This window comes from Streptomyces sp. NPDC028314 (assembly GCF_055565795.1).
Genome location: NZ_JBVHTP010000002.1, coordinates 357,164 through 372,277 on the forward strand (window position 1 = coordinate 357,164; position 15,114 = coordinate 372,277).

The 15,114-nt window shown below is 72.4% G+C and carries 12 protein-coding genes; 4 read left to right on the plus strand and 8 right to left on the minus strand.

Features of this window, described 5'->3' with window-relative positions:
• The 5 genes from ACZ4TG_RS05820 to ACZ4TG_RS05840 form a co-directional block, all read right to left on the minus strand.
• On the minus strand, positions 1-711 hold a 711-nt coding region (locus tag ACZ4TG_RS05820; RefSeq protein ID WP_468160077.1), incomplete at its 3' end, for an alpha/beta fold hydrolase.
• Between the two features lie 161 nt (positions 712-872).
• A complete protein-coding gene (locus ACZ4TG_RS05825) occupies positions 873-2,165 on the minus strand; it encodes a M18 family aminopeptidase (RefSeq protein ID WP_468160078.1) in 1,293 nt (430 codons plus the stop codon).
• Positions 2,166-2,266: 101 nt separating this feature from the next.
• Positions 2,267-3,004, minus strand: a complete 738-nt coding sequence (locus ACZ4TG_RS05830) for a hypothetical protein (protein WP_468160079.1) — start codon at positions 3,002-3,004, stop codon at positions 2,267-2,269.
• A gap of 113 nt (positions 3,005-3,117) precedes the next feature.
• Positions 3,118-4,944, minus strand: a complete 1,827-nt coding sequence (locus tag ACZ4TG_RS05835; RefSeq protein ID WP_468160437.1) for an acyl-CoA dehydrogenase — start codon at positions 4,942-4,944, stop codon at positions 3,118-3,120.
• A gap of 117 nt (positions 4,945-5,061) precedes the next feature.
• Positions 5,062-5,724: an NADPH-dependent F420 reductase gene (locus tag ACZ4TG_RS05840; protein ID WP_468160080.1), complete on the minus strand. Its 663-nt coding sequence runs from the start codon at positions 5,722-5,724 to the stop codon at positions 5,062-5,064.
• A 111-nt stretch (positions 5,725-5,835) separates the two neighbouring features.
• On the opposite strand from ACZ4TG_RS05840, the gene ACZ4TG_RS05845 reads away from it, so the two are divergent.
• Together ACZ4TG_RS05845 and ACZ4TG_RS05850 are read left to right on the plus strand one after the other, a co-directional pair.
• Positions 5,836-6,222 (plus strand): winged helix-turn-helix transcriptional regulator, encoded by a 387-nt coding sequence (locus ACZ4TG_RS05845; protein ID WP_468160081.1) that lies wholly within the window; start codon positions 5,836-5,838, stop codon positions 6,220-6,222.
• Positions 6,223-6,301: 79 nt separating this feature from the next.
• The gene (locus ACZ4TG_RS05850) at positions 6,302-6,766 is read left to right on the plus strand and encodes an SseB family protein (RefSeq protein ID WP_468160082.1); all 465 of its coding nucleotides are present in this window, start codon (positions 6,302-6,304) and stop codon (positions 6,764-6,766) included.
• A 69-nt stretch (positions 6,767-6,835) separates the two neighbouring features.
• On the opposite strand, the gene ACZ4TG_RS05855 is transcribed toward ACZ4TG_RS05850, so the two are convergent.
• Positions 6,836-7,210, minus strand: a complete 375-nt coding sequence (locus ACZ4TG_RS05855; RefSeq protein ID WP_468160083.1) for a hypothetical protein — start codon at positions 7,208-7,210, stop codon at positions 6,836-6,838.
• Between the two features lie 164 nt (positions 7,211-7,374).
• Between ACZ4TG_RS05855 and ACZ4TG_RS05860 the strand changes: the two genes are divergently transcribed.
• The gene (locus ACZ4TG_RS05860; RefSeq protein WP_468160084.1) at positions 7,375-8,337 is read left to right on the plus strand and encodes a pirin family protein; all 963 of its coding nucleotides are present in this window, start codon (positions 7,375-7,377) and stop codon (positions 8,335-8,337) included.
• A 123-nt stretch (positions 8,338-8,460) separates the two neighbouring features.
• Here ACZ4TG_RS05860 and ACZ4TG_RS05865 read toward each other — a convergent pair whose 3' ends face one another.
• The gene (locus tag ACZ4TG_RS05865) at positions 8,461-10,794 is read right to left on the minus strand and encodes a SpoIIE family protein phosphatase (RefSeq protein WP_468160085.1); all 2,334 of its coding nucleotides are present in this window, start codon (positions 10,792-10,794) and stop codon (positions 8,461-8,463) included.
• Positions 10,795-11,159: 365 nt separating this feature from the next.
• Here ACZ4TG_RS05865 and aspS point away from each other — a divergent pair, with 365 nt between their 5' ends.
• Complete coding sequence (gene aspS / locus ACZ4TG_RS05870; protein ID WP_468160086.1) at positions 11,160-12,965, plus strand: aspartate--tRNA ligase; 1,806 nt, start codon at positions 11,160-11,162, stop codon at positions 12,963-12,965.
• Between the two features lie 194 nt (positions 12,966-13,159).
• Here aspS and ACZ4TG_RS05875 read toward each other — a convergent pair whose 3' ends face one another.
• A complete protein-coding gene (locus ACZ4TG_RS05875; RefSeq protein ID WP_468160087.1) occupies positions 13,160-14,884 on the minus strand; it encodes a VWA domain-containing protein in 1,725 nt (574 codons plus the stop codon).
• Between the last annotated feature and the right edge of the window lie 230 nt (positions 14,885-15,114).

Sequence of the window (15,114 nt, forward strand, 5' to 3'; positions counted from 1 at the left end):
CACGGCCGTCACGGCCTTCACGGCCGTCACGGCCTTCACGGCCGTCACGGCCTTCACGGCCGTCACGGCCTTCACGGCCGTCACGGCCTTCACGGCCGTCACGGCCTTCACGGCCCTGGTGGCCTCCGCGGCCTCCGCGGCCTCCGCGGCCTCCGCACCCTCCGCACCCTCCGCGCCCCCGTTGGCCGCCGCGCCCGCCGCGCCCTCGGCCGCCGGCCGCCCGCCGCCGGTGCCCGCGGCCATCACGGCCATGGCCGCTTCCATCCCCCGCTCGCGGTACGCCTCCACCACCGACCCGAAGAACCGCCGGTGCTCCTCCGCGTCGGGCAACAGGCCCACCAGCGGCGGTTCGTGGGCGACGACCCGCCGCACCCGGTCCGGCCGGCGCTGCAACAGGTCCACCGAGACGATCGCCCCGCTGCTCATGCCGAACACGTACGCCGGTTCGTCGGTGACGGCCGCCAGCAGCAGGGCCGCGTCCGCGCTCTGCACGGCCGGGCTCTGGTCCTCGACCGGTCCGTCCAGCGGGCTGCGGGACTTGCCGCGCGGGTCGTACGCCACCACCGTGAAGTGCGCGGCGAGGGTGTCCGCCAGCGGATCCCACTGGGCGGCGTCGCCGCCGCCTCCGGGCAGGAGCAGCAGGACGGGGCCGGAGCCGCGCGTCTCGTAGTGGAGGGTGGCGCCGGGGACCTTGAGCGTCTGGGCGGGCATGACCGTGGTTCCTTTCCTAGGACCTCTAGGTTCTAGACTAGATCCCCTAGCCGCCTCCCGCCACGCCATTCCCGCGGTACGCGTATTCCGCGGCACGCGAAAGACCCCGCCCCGGACTGGTCCGGGGCGGGGTCTTCCCGCAGGCGCAGGAGAGGGAGCGGTCAGCCCTCCAGGAAGGCCACCAGGGCGTTGGCCAGCAGGTACGGGTCGTCCGCGCCGCACAGTTCGCGGGCGCTGTGCATCGACAGGATCGCCACGCCGATGTCCACGGTCTGGATGCCGTGCCGCGCGGCCGTGATCGGGCCGATCGTCGTACCGCAGGGCATCGAGTTGTTGGAGACGAAGGTCTGCCACGGCACCCCGGCCCGCTCGCAGGCGCCCGCGAACACCGCGCGCCCGCTGCCGTCCGTCGCGTACCGCTGGTTGACGTTGACCTTGAGGATCGGGCCGCCGTTGGCGCGCGGGTGGTGCGTCGGGTCGTGCCGCTCGCCGTAGTTGGGGTGCACGGCGTGCCCGGTGTCCGAGGAGATGCAGATGGTGCCCGCGAAGGCCCGTGCCCGGTCCTCGTACGAACCCCCGCGCGCGAAGACTGAACGTTCCAGCACGTTGCCCAGCAGCGGCCCGTCGGCGCCCGTGTCCGACTGCGAGCCGTTCTCCTCGTGGTCGAACGCGGCCAGCACCGGGATGTGCTCCAGCCCCTCCGTGCCCGCCACGGCGGCCAGCGCCGCGACTCCGGCGTGCACCGACAGCAGGTTGTCCATCCGGGGGCCGGCCAGCAGCTCGCGGTCGCGGCCGAGGTAGGACGGCGGCTCGATCGAGTGGACCATGAGGTCCCAGCCCGCCACCGAGCCCTGCGGCAGCCCCTCTTCCTCCTCCAGGAACGCGATCAGATCGCCCTCGCGGATGTCGCCCAGCCCCCAGATCGGCTGCATGTGCCGCTGCTTGTCCAGCTTGAGCCCGTCGGTGTTCACCGACCGGTCCAGGTGCACGGCGAGTTGCGGGACGCGCAGCAGCGCGCGGTCCACGTTCACCAGGCGCTCGCTGCCGTCCCGCAGGGTCAGCCGCCCGGCCAGGCCGAGGTCCCGGTCCAGCCAGGTGTTGAGCAGGGGACCCCCGTAGATCTCGACCGCGATCTGCCGCCAGCCCTGTGAGCCCATGTCAGGAAGCGGCTTGACCCGGAGGTTCGGGGAGTCGGTGTGCGCGCCGATGATGCGGAAGGGGGTGTGCGCGGTCGCGCCCTCCGGCACGTACCAGGCGATGAGCGCGCCGCCGCGGAGTACGAACCTGCCTCCCGTGCCCGAGTCCCAGGCGTCCGACTCCGACAACTGCCTGAAGCCTGCCTTTTCCAGCCGCTCGGCCGCATTGGCCACGGCGTGGTACGGCGACGGACTGGCCGTCAGGAAGGTCATCAGATCGTCGGTGTGGCCGCGGTCGAAGCGGGCGGGAGAGCTCATGTGGTTCACCTTAACGACGGTCGTGTTCGCCATGGCCGGACTGCGGCGGATAGCAAAAGGTCAGGGCGGCGCGGGGTGTGTGGCCCGCGATCCCGTCGTCTTCAGCCCGGCGGACGCTCGAATCTGCGGTGGAGCTGCCGGCGCTCGCCCCGTCGGATGCGCGGGAGCATCTCGGGGGTCTGTGCCGGGCGCTGCGCGCGTCTCTTGCGTCCGGCGCAGAAGATACAGGCCTCGCCGGGCGGGGCATCGGGGTCGATCGGCGCGCCGGGGTGCTCGGAGCAGCCGGAGGCGTTGCGCGGCCGGGACAGTTCCCGGGCCACGATGAAGGCGCGGTGCAGGTCGTCGGCCATCCGGACGAAGTCCTCCGCGGGGGAGGACAGGCCGAGGTGGAAGCGCCGGTCCTCGATCGTACGGAGGAGGGCGCGCAGTGCGTCATGGGTGTACGGGGGCTCCGGCACGGGGTAGCCCAGCCGCCGCTGCTCGCCCGTGGCGGGGGCCGGGGCGCCGGTCCGGCCGCCCTGTCCGCGCAGTCCCAGGCGCCGCCGGTCGTTGCAGATCAGGCAGCGGCCCCAGCCGTCGGGGGCCTCGGGATCGAGGGCGCCGTTGGGGTGCTCGGGGCAGCCGGTGTAGCTCTTGGCGGGCGCCAGGCCGGCGGCGGTCTGGAAGGCGATGTAGAGGGCGTCGGCGACGCCGTCGTACTCGGCGGGGTGCGCGCCGTCGTAGAGCTCCCGCATGTGGTCGCCGAGGCTGCCCAGGGTCGCCTGCAGCTCCTTGAGGGCGTACGGCCGCCCGGTGGGGACGGAGTACCCCCTGCTGCTGTGCTGATCCTGTGGACTCATGCCTACGAGCGTCCCATGAACGACCGACAACGGGAGAACCGCGGCCCTGCACGGGCTAGGGCCGGACCCCCTGGAGGGTCCGGCCCTAGCCGCTTACGCACACCGCGTGCGCACTAGAAGGCGGCCTCGTCGAGCTCCATGAGGGAGTTGTCGACGGACTCGGCCAGCGCGCGCTGGACCGAGACGCCCGGGAGGATCTGCGACGCGAAGAACTTCGCGGCGGCGATCTTGCCCGTGTAGAAGGGGACGTCCTTCGCGGAGGCGCCCGCCAGCTTCTCGGCGGCCACGGCCGCGCCCTTGAGCAGCAGGTATCCGACGACCACGTCGCCGGAGGCCATCAGCAGGCGGGTGGTGTTCTGACCCACCTTGTAGATGTTCTTGACGTCCTCGCCGGTGGCGGTGAGGTCGACGATCATCTGGCCGACGATGGCCTCGAGGTCCACGGCGGCCTTGGCGAGCGCGTCGCGGGCCGGGGCGAGGTCGTCGCCGCCGACGGCCTCGGCGAGGAACTTCTTGATCGTCTCGGAGAGGACGTTCAGGGAGGCACCCTGGTCGCGGACGATCTTCCGGAAGAAGAAGTCCTGGCCCTGGATCGCCGTGGTGCCCTCGTAGAGGGTGTCGATCTTGGCGTCGCGGATGTACTGCTCGATCGGGTATTCCTGGAGGTAACCGGAACCGCCGAAGGTCTGCAGCGACTGCGCGAGCTGCTCGTAGGACTTCTCCGAGCCGTAGCCCTTCACGATCGGCAGGAGCAGGTCGTTCAGGCCGACGAGGGCGGAGGCGTCCTCGCCCGCGGCCTGCTTGACCTGGATCTCGTCCTGGACGGAGGCGGTGTACAGCACCAGGGCGCGCATGCCCTCGGCGTACGCCTTCTGCGTCATGAGCGAGCGGCGCACGTCGGGGTGGTGCGTGATGGTGACCTTGGGGGCCGTCTTGTCCATGAAGTTGGCCAGGTCCGGGCCCTGCACGCGCTCCTTGGCGTACTCCAGCGCGTTCAGGTAGCCGGTGGAGAGCGTCGCGATGGCCTTCGTGCCGACCATCATGCGGGCGAACTCGATGATCATGAACATCTGGCGGATGCCGTCGTGCTTGTCGCCGATCAGCCAGCCCTTGGCGGGGTGCTGGTCGCCGAAGGTCATCTCGCACGTGTTGGAGGCCTTGAGGCCCATCTTGTGCTCGACGTTCGTCGCGTACACGCCGTTGCGCTCGCCCAGCTCGCCGGTCTCCCAGTCGAAGTGGAACTTCGGGACGAGGAAGAGGGACAGGCCCTTGGTGCCCGGGCCGTGGCCCTCGGGGCGGGCGAGGACGTAGTGGAGGATGTTCTCCGACATGTCGTGCTCGCCGGACGTGATGAAGCGCTTCACGCCCTCGATGTGCCAGGAGCCGTCCTCCTGCTTGACGGCCTTGGTGCGGCCGGCGCCCACGTCCGAGCCGGCGTCCGGCTCGGTGAGGACCATGGTGGAGCCCCACTGCTTCTCGACCGCTATCTCGGCGATCTTCTTCTGCGCCTCGTTGCCCTCTTCGAAGAGGACGCCGGCGAACGCCGGGCCGGAGGAGTACATCCACACGGCCGGGTTCGCGCCCAGCAGCAGCTCCGCGTAGCCCCAGATGAGGGAGCGGGGCGAGGTGGTGCCGCCGATCTCCTCGGGCAGGCCGAGCCGCCAGTACTCGGAGTCCATGAAGGCCTGGTAGCTCTTCTTGAACGAGGCCGGGACGGGCGCGGTGTTGGTGGCCGGGTCGAACACCGGCGGGTTGCGGTCGGCGTCCTCGAAGGAGGCGGCCAGCTCGTTCTCGGCGAGGCGGGCCAGCTCGGACAGGACGCTCTTGGCGGTCTCGGTGTCCATCTCCTCGAAGGGACCGGTGCCGTACAGCTTGTCGCGGCCGAGCACCTCGAAGAGGTTGAACTCGATGTCGCGGAGATTCGACTTGTAGTGCCCCATGGCGACGGCTCCGTTAAGGCTCGGGGAGACAGGTTCCTCGTACATACCAATCGGTAACGTCATGATGCTACCCGTCGGTAATAAGAATCAACCCTTCGCTGACGACTGTGACCAGCATCAAGCCAGAGACGCTGGAGTGCCGCCGGAACCGGGCGCCTCCGGGAAGGCCAGGCGCGGCGAGCCGCCCGCCCACCACACGCCGATCACGAACGCGGCCGTGGCCTCCACGTACGCCGCCCGGTCCAGCCCGCCCGCCGGCATCGGGCTCCACCCCATCCCGGTGATCAGCTCCACGACCCGCCCGGCCGCCCCCGCGTCGTCGGCGCAGAACGGCACCGCGGGCGGCGTCCCGCCGAAGGCGCCCGCCGGCTGCTCCCACACGCTCACGTGGGCCAGGTTGAAGGCCTTCACCACGTGCGCGCCGGGCGCCGCGGCCCCGATCAGGGCGGCCACGCTCTCCCCGGGGCCGGTGGTCAGCATCACCCCGCCGGGGCCCGGGGCGAGGGGGTTCGTGCAGTCCACGACCGTCCGCCCGGCCAGCGCCCCGGCGTGCTCCCGGGCGAGTGCCGGAGCCTGACCGGCCGGCACCGCGAGCAGCGCCACCTCCCCGTACTCCGCAGCCCGGGCCGGGGACCCGTACCCGGCCGCCCCGATCCGCCGGGCCAGCGCCTCGGCGGCCGCCTCGTCCCGGCCGCCGACGAACACCTCGTGCCCGGCCCGCGCCCAGGCGCCGCCCAGGGCCGCCGCCATCGCTCCCGTACCCATGACACCGATCCGCATCGCTTCGTACCCCTTGGGTGCTGCTCGTCCTGCCCGGTCCGTCCGGTGGCCCGACGCTACGGACGCCGACGCACACCGTCCGGTGTCCATCGGCGGGTGCAGGATGGCGACATGGAGAAGCTCCCCGATCCGGCCGCGGGCCTGCCGGACCTCGCGTACACGGCGGACTGCCGGGCGCGCGTCGCCTTCGAGGTGCTGGCGAACCGCTGGGACAGCGTCGTGGTCTTCACGCTCGGCGTGACCGGCCCGATGCGGCCGCGCGCGCTGGTGGCGCGGATCGGCGGGATCAGCCCGAAGGTCCTGAACGAGGCGCTGCGCAGGCTGGAGTACAACGGCCTGGTCGAACGCCGCCCGTACGCCGAGGCCCCGCCGCGCGTGGACTACGCCCTGACCGAGGCCGGTACGGCGCTGCTCACGCCGATGCGCGGCATGGGCGCCTGGGCCGCGCGGTACGCGGACGACGTGCTCGACGCGCAGGACCGGTACGAGTCCCGCTGACGCCGCCCCCAGTTGACGGCCGGGCGGCGGTGGCCGGTACCGGCCGGTAGGGCGGCGGGCGCTCGGTAGGGTGGGCCGCATGTACGGCTACGACCAGACTCCGGGCGCCCAGCAGCAGGGCTACGCGCAGCAGGCCCCGCCCCAGCAGGGCTACGCGCAGCAGCCGCCGCTGTACCCCGAGCCCTCGCCGCCGTCGCTCGCCGACGCGGTGCGGGCCTTCACGACCGGGTCGCTGTCCGCCGAGGACTTCCAGCAGATCTTCGCCACCTCGAAGGTCTACTGCCCGCGCGGTGACACTCCCGGGTTCCTGGCGCTGCACAACACGCAGCAGCCGGTCATCCCCATGTTCACCACGCTCAAGGAGCTCCGCCGGTACGCCGGCAAGGAGTCCAAGTACTTCGTGATCACCGGCGCCGAGGTGATCGACCTGCTGCCGACCGGGTACGGCTTCGTCCTCGACATGGAGGGCGACCACCGGATGGTGTTCGACGCGAAGGCGGTCGAGCAGATGGTCGACTTCGCGATGCGCCGTATGTACGGCTAGTCGGCCGGCAGGACCTCGGAGCCCGCCCCCGCCGCCCTGTCGCGGCGGGGGCGGGCTCTTTCGCGTACCTCAGCCGATGCGGGAGCGGCGGGAGCGGCGCCACAGCAGGCCCGCCGTCGCGGCGACCGCCAGTGCGGCGGCGGCGCACGTCCACAGCAGTGCGAGCCCGGGCCGGTGGGCGAGGGAGAGCCGGAGGCCGGCGAAGGCGATGACGGCGACGGCGTAGTCGGTGCCCTCGCCCTCCTCGCGTGCGGCGGTCCACCGCATCAGCAGGCATCCCGCCAGGCACAGCACGCCCCAGGTGGCCAGGTACGGCCACGGCGAGCCCGGCTGCGGCGACAGCGGCATGCCGGTCGAGGCCCACCGCCAGGCCCCCCAGCCGAGTGCGGTGAGCGCCGCCGAGGCGCCCAGGGACTTCAGGAATCCCGCGAGAGTGCTGTTCAAGGCCGGTGCCCCCTGGCTTCTTCGGTGATCGTTCGCCCCCTTCCAGGACGCCGGTAGCGGGTCTCGGGTTGACGCGGGAATGACATCGGGCGGAGTGCTGTTCTGTCGGGTGTGGCAGAAAGTTCGAGTTTCAACTAAACTCGACGCAGAAGGAGGTTCCGACCATGCCTGCAGTGACTGTGGAGAACCCGTTGACGCTCCCCCGCGTCGCGGAGCCCGCCCAGGAGACCGCCGCCCGCAAGGTGCTGGCCGTCACGACCGCCCCGGGTGGTTTCGAGGGCGAGGGGTTCCCGGTGCGCCGCGCGTTCGCCGGGATCAACTACCAGTACCTCGACCCGTTCATCATGATGGACCAGATGGGTGAGGTGGAGTACGCGCCGGGCGAGCCGAAGGGCACCCCCTGGCACCCCCACCGCGGCTTCGAGACCGTCACCTACCTGATCGACGGAACCTTCGTCCACCAGGACAGCAACGGCGGCGGCGGAGTCATCAACGGCGGCGACACCCAGTGGATGACCGCCGGGTCCGGCCTCCTGCACATCGAGGCCCCGCCGGAGTCCCTCGTCGTCTCGGGCGGGCTCTTCCACGGCCTCCAGCTGTGGGTGAACCTCCCCGCCTCCGACAAGATGATGCCCCCGCGCTACCAGGACATCGGCGGCGGCCAGGTGCAGCTGCTGTCGACCCCGGACGGCGGTTCGCTGCTCCGCGTGATCGCCGGTGAGCTCGACGGCCACCAGGGCCCGGGCATCACCCACACCCCGATCACGATGATCCACGCGACCATCACCCCGGGCGCGCAGATCACCCTGCCGTGGCGCGAGGACTTCAACGCCCTCGCGTACGTCCTGGCCGGGCGCGGCTCCGTCGGTGAGGACCGCCGGCCCGTGCACACGGGCCAGACGGCGGTGTTCGGCGAGGGCGGCTCCCTGACCGTCCGCGCGGACGAGTCCCAGGACTCCAACGCCCCGGACCTGGAGGTCGTCCTGCTCGGCGGCCGCCCGATCCGGGAGCCGATGGCGCACTACGGCCCGTTCGTGATGAACAGCAAGCACGAACTCCAGCAGGCGTTCGACGACTTCCAGGCCGGCCGCCTGGGCACCGTCCCCACGACGGCCCGCACCCGCTGATCCCGCGCACCCCTCGACGAAGGCGCCCCCGGTCCCCGGGCGGCGCCTTCGTCGTGCGCGCCCGGCCCGACGGCGTCGATCAGCGGGATGAAGGTGGTCCCGCGCCTGAGGCCCTCGACGGCTTCAGACGGCGCTGTCCGGTGCGGCTCCCGCGGTGTCCGGGCCGGATTCACCGGAGCTCGCGGCGGACCCCGCCGGACCCGGGGCGGATTCCAGCGGGTCGAGGGAGCCGAGGGATTCGAGCGCTTCAAGCGATGCCAGGGGGTCCAGCGCTTCGAGGGCCTCCAGGGACGGCGCGGAGTCCGGGCCGGGCTTCGACCGCTCGTACAGCTCGAACCAGATGGACTTGCCCTCGCCCCGGGGGTCGACGCCCCACGAGTCGGCCAGCATCTCCATCAGCAGCACCCCGCGCCCGCTCGACGCCATCTCGCCCGGGTGCCGTTTGTGCGGCAGCTCGTCGCTGGAGTCCGCGACCTCCACCCGCAGCCGCCGGGTGCCCAGCTCACCCACCGCCTCCGCGACCAGCACGGCGTCGCCGTCGGTGTGCACCAGTACGTTGGTCAGCATCTCGGACACCATCAGCACCGCCGAGTCCACCTGCTCGGGGTCCGCCCAGTCGTGCAGCAGCTCCCCGATCTGCCGCCGCACCCCCGAGATGCGCTCCGGCTCCGCCTGGGCCACGGTCAGCATCGTGCGCCGGGCGGGCCGCACCGGGTGGGCCGGCGGGGTCCCGCAGCCGCAGCCCGCGCCCTCGCGGCAGAGCAGGACCACGGCTATGTCGTCCTCCCGCCGGTCGGCCAGCGGGCCGGTGGTGTGGTGCGAGGACGGTCCGTGCACGGCCTGGACCAGTAGGTCGGCCAGCTTCTCCAGGCTCTCGGTCTCGTGGCTCTCGGACTCCAGGATCGCCCGCAGCCGCGCCCAGCCCGTGTCCAGGTCGTGCCCGCCGGTCTCGATGAGCCCGTCGGTGCACAGCATCATCGTCTCGCCGGGTTCGAGGGTGAACCGGGTCGTGGGGTAGTGGGTGTCCGGGACGATCCCGAGCGGCAGACCGCCCGCCGTGGGCCGCATCAGCACGGTCCCGTCCGTCATCCGGACCGCCGGATCGGGGTGCCCCGCGCGGGCCACCTCCAGCATCCCCGTCTCCGGGTCGCACTCCACGTACAGGCAGGTCGCGAAACGCGGGCTGGTGAAATCCGGGTCGGGGCCCCCGTCCGTGTCCGGGTCGGTCTCCTGCGAGGAGCACAGCCCGGCGAGGAAGCGGGAGGCCCGCGAGAGCACCGCGTCGGGCCGGTGGCCCTCGGACGCGTAGGCCCGTACGGCGATCCGCAGCTGGCCCATCAGCCCGGCGGCCCGTACGTCGTGCCCCTGAACGTCCCCGATGACCAGGGCGAACCGGCCGGACGGGAGCGGGATCATGTCGTACCAGTCGCCGCCGACCTGGAGCCCGCCACCGGTGGGGACGTACCGCGCGGCGATGGTCATGCCGGGGATCTCGGGGCCCAGCTGCGGCATCATCGACCGCTGGAGGCCGGTGGTGAGTTCCCGTTCCGATTCGGCCACGCCCGCCCGCTGGAGGGCCTGGGCCAGCATCCTGGCCACCGTGGTCAGCACGGAGCGCTCGTCCGGGGAGAAGGACACCGGGTGCTTGAAGGCGGCCATCCAGGCCCCCATGGTCCGCCCGGCCACGATCAGCGGGAGGAACGCCCAGGAGACCCGGCCGAAGTGCTGGGCGAGCGGCCAGGTGGCCGGGAAGCGCCGCTTGTAGTCCTCGGGGGAGGGCAGGTAGATCGCCCGCCCGGTGCGGACGACCTCCGCGGCCGGATAGTCGGTGTCCATCCGCATCTCCGTGAAGGGGCCCTCGTCCCCCGGGCCGTGCCCGTGGTGCCCGATGATCGACAGCCGCTCGCCCGCCACCCCGAAGACGGCCAGCCCGTCGGGGCTGAACCCGGGCATGGACAGCGAGGCCGCCACCCGCAGCACCTCCGCCGTGGACCGCGCCTCGGCCAGCGCCCGGCCCGCGTCCAGCAGGAACGCCTCGCGGGAGCGCCGCCAGTCGCCGGTGATCGGCGTGTGCACGGCGGTCGTGCCGGGCTGCGGCTCGGCGATCTCCTGGATGGTGCCGATCAGCTCGTAGTCGACCCGGCCGTCCGGGCTGCGGTTCTCCACCGGCTTGGAGCGGCTGCGCACGGTGCGCAGCACGCGCCCGTCCTCGTCCATGATCCGCAGGCGGGCCTCGGCGAGGGTGCCCTCGGCGACGGCGAGGTTCACGATGCCGTTGATCTCGTTCCAGTCCACCGGGTGGAACCGGGACCGTACGGCGACCTCGGGCAGGGAAACGGGCTCCGCGGGCAGCCCGAGCAGCCGGGCGGCCTCACTGTCGAGCGTGACCGTCCCGGAGGCGTTGTCCCATCGCCACAGACCCGTCGCGATGGCGGCCAGGACATCCTCGGTGCGCACCCGGCCATCTTTACAGGTGACCCGCCCGGGGTGCCTGTTCGCCCGCCGCCGCGGGTGCTCGTACGGGCACCCGCGCGGGCGGCCTCGTACGGGCACCCGCGGCGGGCCGTCGTGCGGGTACCCGCCGCGGGCCCTCGTGCCGGTACCCGTACGGGCGCTCTTGCGGGCGTCCGCGGCGGCGCGCACCGGGCACTCCCGCAGGCAGTCCCGCAGGCACTTCTGCGGGCACTCGCGGGGGCACTCGCGCGGGCACCGCCAGGGGCACCGCGGGGGGCCGCTGCGGCCGCGCCCGCGCGGCGGCCCGCCCGGACGGTAACCTTGGGACGGTTGAATCCACCCTGGTATCGCGAAGAACTGGATGACTGATGCATCGGTACAGGTCCCACACGTGCGGCGAGCTCCGAGCCTCCGACGTCAACGCCGACGTCCGGCTGAGCGGCTGGCTGCACAATCGTCGAGACCTGGGCGGCATCCTCTTCATCGATCTCCGTGACCACTACGGCATCACGCAGCTCGTCGCCCGTCCCGGCACCGCCGCGAACGAGGCCCTGAGCAGCGTCACCAAGGAGACCGTCGTCCGCATCGACGGCAAGGTCGTCTCCCGTGGCGCGGACAACGTGAACCCGGAGCTGCCGACCGGCGAGATCGAGATCGAGGTCTCCGAGGTCGAGGTGCTCGGCGCGTCCGCCCCGCTGCCCTTCACGATCAACACCGAGGACGGTGTGAACGAGGAGCGGCGCCTGGAGTACCGCTTCCTCGACCTGCGCCGCGAGCGCATGCACCGCAACATCATGCTGCGCTCGGCCGTGATCGCCTCGATCCGCTCGAAGATGGTGGCCCTCGGCTTCAACGAGATGGCGACCCCGATCCTCACCGCCACCTCCCCCGAGGGCGCGCGTGACTTCGTCGTCCCGTCCCGCCTGAACCCGGGCAAGTTCTACGCCCTGCCGCAGGCACCGCAGCAGTTCAAGCAGCTGCTGATGATCTCCGGCTTCGACCGCTACTTCCAGATCGCGCCCTGCTTCCGCGACGAGGACGCCCGCGCCGACCGCTCGCCGGGCGAGTTCTACCAGCTCGACGTCGAGATGTCCTTCGTCGAGCAGGAGGACGTCTTCCAGCCGATCGAGCGCCTGATGACCGAGCTCTTCACCGAGTTCGGCAACGGCCGCGAGGTCACCTCCCCGTTCCCGCGGATCCCGTTCCGCGAGTCGATGCTGAAGTACGGCAACGACAAGCCCGACCTGCGCGCCAAGCTGGAGCTCGTCGACATCACCGACGTGTTCGAGGGCTCGGAGTTCAAGGCGTTCGCCGGCAAGCACGTGCGTGCGCTGGCCGTCCCGGACACCGCCGCGCAGCCGCGCAAGTTCTTCGACGGCCTCGGCGAGTACGCGATCTCGCTCGGCGCCAAGGGCCTGGCCTGGGTCCGCGTCGGCGAGGACGGCGCCCTGACCGGCCCGATCGCCAAGTTCCTCACCGAGGAGAACGTCAAGGTCCTCACCGAGCGCCTGGGCCTGGCGGCCGGGCACGCGGTGTTCTTCGGCGCGGGCGAGTTCGACGAGGTCTCCAAGATCATGTCGGGCGTTCGCGTCGAGGCGGCCAAGCGCGCGGGCCAGTTCGAGGAGAACGTCTTCCGCTTCTGCTGGATCGTCGACTTCCCGATGTACGAGAAGGACGAGGAGACCGGCAAGATCGACTTCTCGCACAACCCCTTCTCCATGCCGCAGGGCGGCATGAAGGACCTGGAGGAGAAGGACCCGCTCGACATCCTGGCCTGGCAGTACGACATCGTCTGCAACGGCATCGAGCTGTCCTCCGGCGCCATCCGCAACCACGAGCCCGAGGTCATGCTGAAGGCCTTCGAGATCGCCGGTTACGAGGCCGAGACCGTCGAGCGCGAGTTCGCGGGCATGCTGCGGGCCTTCCGCCTCGGCGCCCCGCCGCACGGTGGCATCGCCCCGGGCGTCGACCGCATCGTGATGCTGCTCGCCGACGAGCCGAACATCCGCGAGACGATCGCCTTCCCGCTGAACGGCAACGCCCAGGACCTGATGATGGGCGCGCCCACCGTCCTGGAGGAGTCCCGCCTGCGCGAGCTGAACATCGCGCTGCGCAAGCCGGTCGAGGTCAAGGAGACCGAGCCGGTCGACAAGGCCGTCAAGCAGCACCAGTAGCAGCAGTAGCGGCAGCTCAGGGCCTCGGTCGCCCGGTGTCCGGCTTCGGCCGGGCGCCGGGCGACCGCGTTTTGGCGGGCCGGGTCCCGGCGGTGGGGCCCGGCCGGTCGGCAGGAGCCGCGAGAGGGCCCGGGTACGCGGCGGACCGCCGTCCCCGGTGACCCGGGGGCGGCGGTCCGGTCGTCTCGGCGGTCCTAGAACCGGTCGAGGATGCCCTTGAGCAGAGCCGCCGAGGCCAGCTCGCGGGGGGCGGGGCCGGCGTGGAAGAAGCCGGCGTTCTCGGCGTCCAGCTTGCGCAGGAAGTCGAAGGCTTTGGCGTCGTGGTCACCGAAGGCGACGAACTGCCAGTGGATGTCGTGCGCGGCCGCGTCGGCGATCGCCTGCCGGGCCGGCTGACGGTTGTCGGGGGCGCCATCGGTCTGGAACACGACGAGGGCCGGGCCCTCGCCGCCGTCCTTCTGGTACCGCTCGATCACCGCTTCCACGGCCACGTGGTAGCTGGTGCGGCCCATCCGGCCGAGTTCGGTGTGACGGGCCTCGACCCAGGCGTCGTCGTGGCCGTCCAGGGTGAGGTCGGCGGTGCCGTCCACCTCCGTGGAGAAGAACACCGTGTGCACGGTCGCCGCCTCGTCGAGGTGCGCGGCCAGGGCGAGGGCGTGGTCGGCGAGGTACTGGGCGCTGCCGTCCTTGTAGAACCCGCGCATCGAGCCGGAGCGGTCCAGCACGAGGTACACCTTGGCCCGCGCTCCGGCCTTCCCCTTGCCGCGCAGCACCTGCCCGGCGGCCTTGTACGCCCCGGCGACCCCGGCGGCCCGCCGCTTCACGGCGGTGAGCGCGACGGCGGGCCCTTCGGCTCCCGCCGGCGTGCTGTCCTCGGCCTCTTCCGGCGCGTCGGGGGCGGCCGTCTCGTCGGCCTCGGCGGCGACGGGCTCGGCCGGGGCCTCTTCCGGTGCCGTCTCGGGCTCCGCCGGGACCTGGGCTTCGGGCTCTGCCGGGACCTCGGCCTGCGGCTCTGCCGGGGCCTGGGCCTCCGGCTCCGCCTGGACCTCGGCTTCGGGCTCCGCCGGGGCCTCGGCCTGCGGCTCTGCCGGGGCCTCGGCCTCCGGCTCCGCCTGGACCTCGGCCGTCTTGGGCTCGGGCTGGGCCTCGGGCTGGGTGGCCTTGTCGGCGGGCTGCTCGGCCTCGGCCTCGGTGTCCTGCTGCTCCTGCGGGGCGGCGGGCTCCTCGGTGGGGGCCTCCAGGGCTTCGGCGGGGGCCGCGGCTGCGGCTGCCGGCTCCTCCTGGGGCTCCGGCTCGGGCTCGGCGTCCTGGGACCGGGCGACGGGGGGTTCCGTGGCGTCGGCCGCCTCGGGGGCGGTCTCGGGCTCGGGCTGGGCCTCGGGCTCGGTGGCCTCTGCGGCGGGCTGCTCGGCCTCGGCTTCGGTGTCCTGCTGCTCCTGCGGGGCGGCGGGCTCCTCGGTGGGGGCCTCCAGGGCTTCGGCGGGGGCCGCGGCTGCGGGGGCCGGCTCCGGCTCCGCCTCCGCTGCGGCTGCCGGCTCCTCCTGGGGCTCCGGCTCCGCTTCCGCCTCGGGCGCGACCGACTGGGCCGGGGCCTTCGGCACGGGGGGCGCCGCTGCGGCCACCGGCGCCGTCGGCTCGGTGGTGTGGTCGGGCGAATCGCCCGTGGACGCCGGAGGCGCCGGGCGGCGGGCCTCCGGGACGGCCGGGGCCGTCAGGACGGTGCCCGGCTCGCGGTCCCGCGGAGCGGACTGCGGCGGAACCGTCGGATTGTCGAAGGAGGCGGCGACCAGATCGGCCGCCGTATCCAGGGGGGTGCGTTCCGTCTGGCTCGGGACAGCCGCCGATGGGGCGTCCGAAGTCTCCGGAACCGGTTCGGGAGACCGTCCGAACACCTTGCGCAACAAGCTCCGAATACCCATGGGCCAGGCCTTTCGCATGAGTGCGTGCGTCATTTGTCCGTGCTGCGCGGTAGATCCCTGCCCAGAGTGGACACGTAAGGTTATCGGCCCCTTGGCTGGAACTTCGGCAGGGTCGCCTTTCGTGGCGCCAACCCCTCGCACCCAATCCAACCGTGACCGGAACTCCCCCTCCGCCGTGCCGGGTTCATCGAGCGTTCATCCCCGCGCCGCCGCATCGGCGCAACCTCCGC

Coding starts and splice junctions, on each gene's coding strand:
- ACZ4TG_RS05825 (WP_468160078.1), bottom strand. CDS start 2,165: ATGAGCTCTCCCGCCCGCTTCGACCGCGGCCACACCGACGATCTGATG.
- ACZ4TG_RS05830 (WP_468160079.1), bottom strand. CDS start 3,004: ATGAGTCCACAGGATCAGCACAGCAGCAGGGGGTACTCCGTCCCCACC.
- ACZ4TG_RS05835 (WP_468160437.1), bottom strand. CDS start 4,944: ATGGGGCACTACAAGTCGAATCTCCGCGACATCGAGTTCAACCTCTTC.
- ACZ4TG_RS05840 (WP_468160080.1), bottom strand. CDS start 5,724: ATGCGGATCGGTGTCATGGGTACGGGAGCGATGGCGGCGGCCCTGGGC.
- ACZ4TG_RS05845 (WP_468160081.1), top strand. CDS start 5,836: ATGGAGAAGCTCCCCGATCCGGCCGCGGGCCTGCCGGACCTCGCGTAC.
- ACZ4TG_RS05850 (WP_468160082.1), top strand. CDS start 6,302: ATGTACGGCTACGACCAGACTCCGGGCGCCCAGCAGCAGGGCTACGCG.
- ACZ4TG_RS05860 (WP_468160084.1), top strand. CDS start 7,375: ATGCCTGCAGTGACTGTGGAGAACCCGTTGACGCTCCCCCGCGTCGCG.
- aspS (WP_468160086.1), top strand. CDS start 11,160: ATGCATCGGTACAGGTCCCACACGTGCGGCGAGCTCCGAGCCTCCGAC.
- ACZ4TG_RS05875 (WP_468160087.1), bottom strand. CDS start 14,884: ATGGGTATTCGGAGCTTGTTGCGCAAGGTGTTCGGACGGTCTCCCGAA.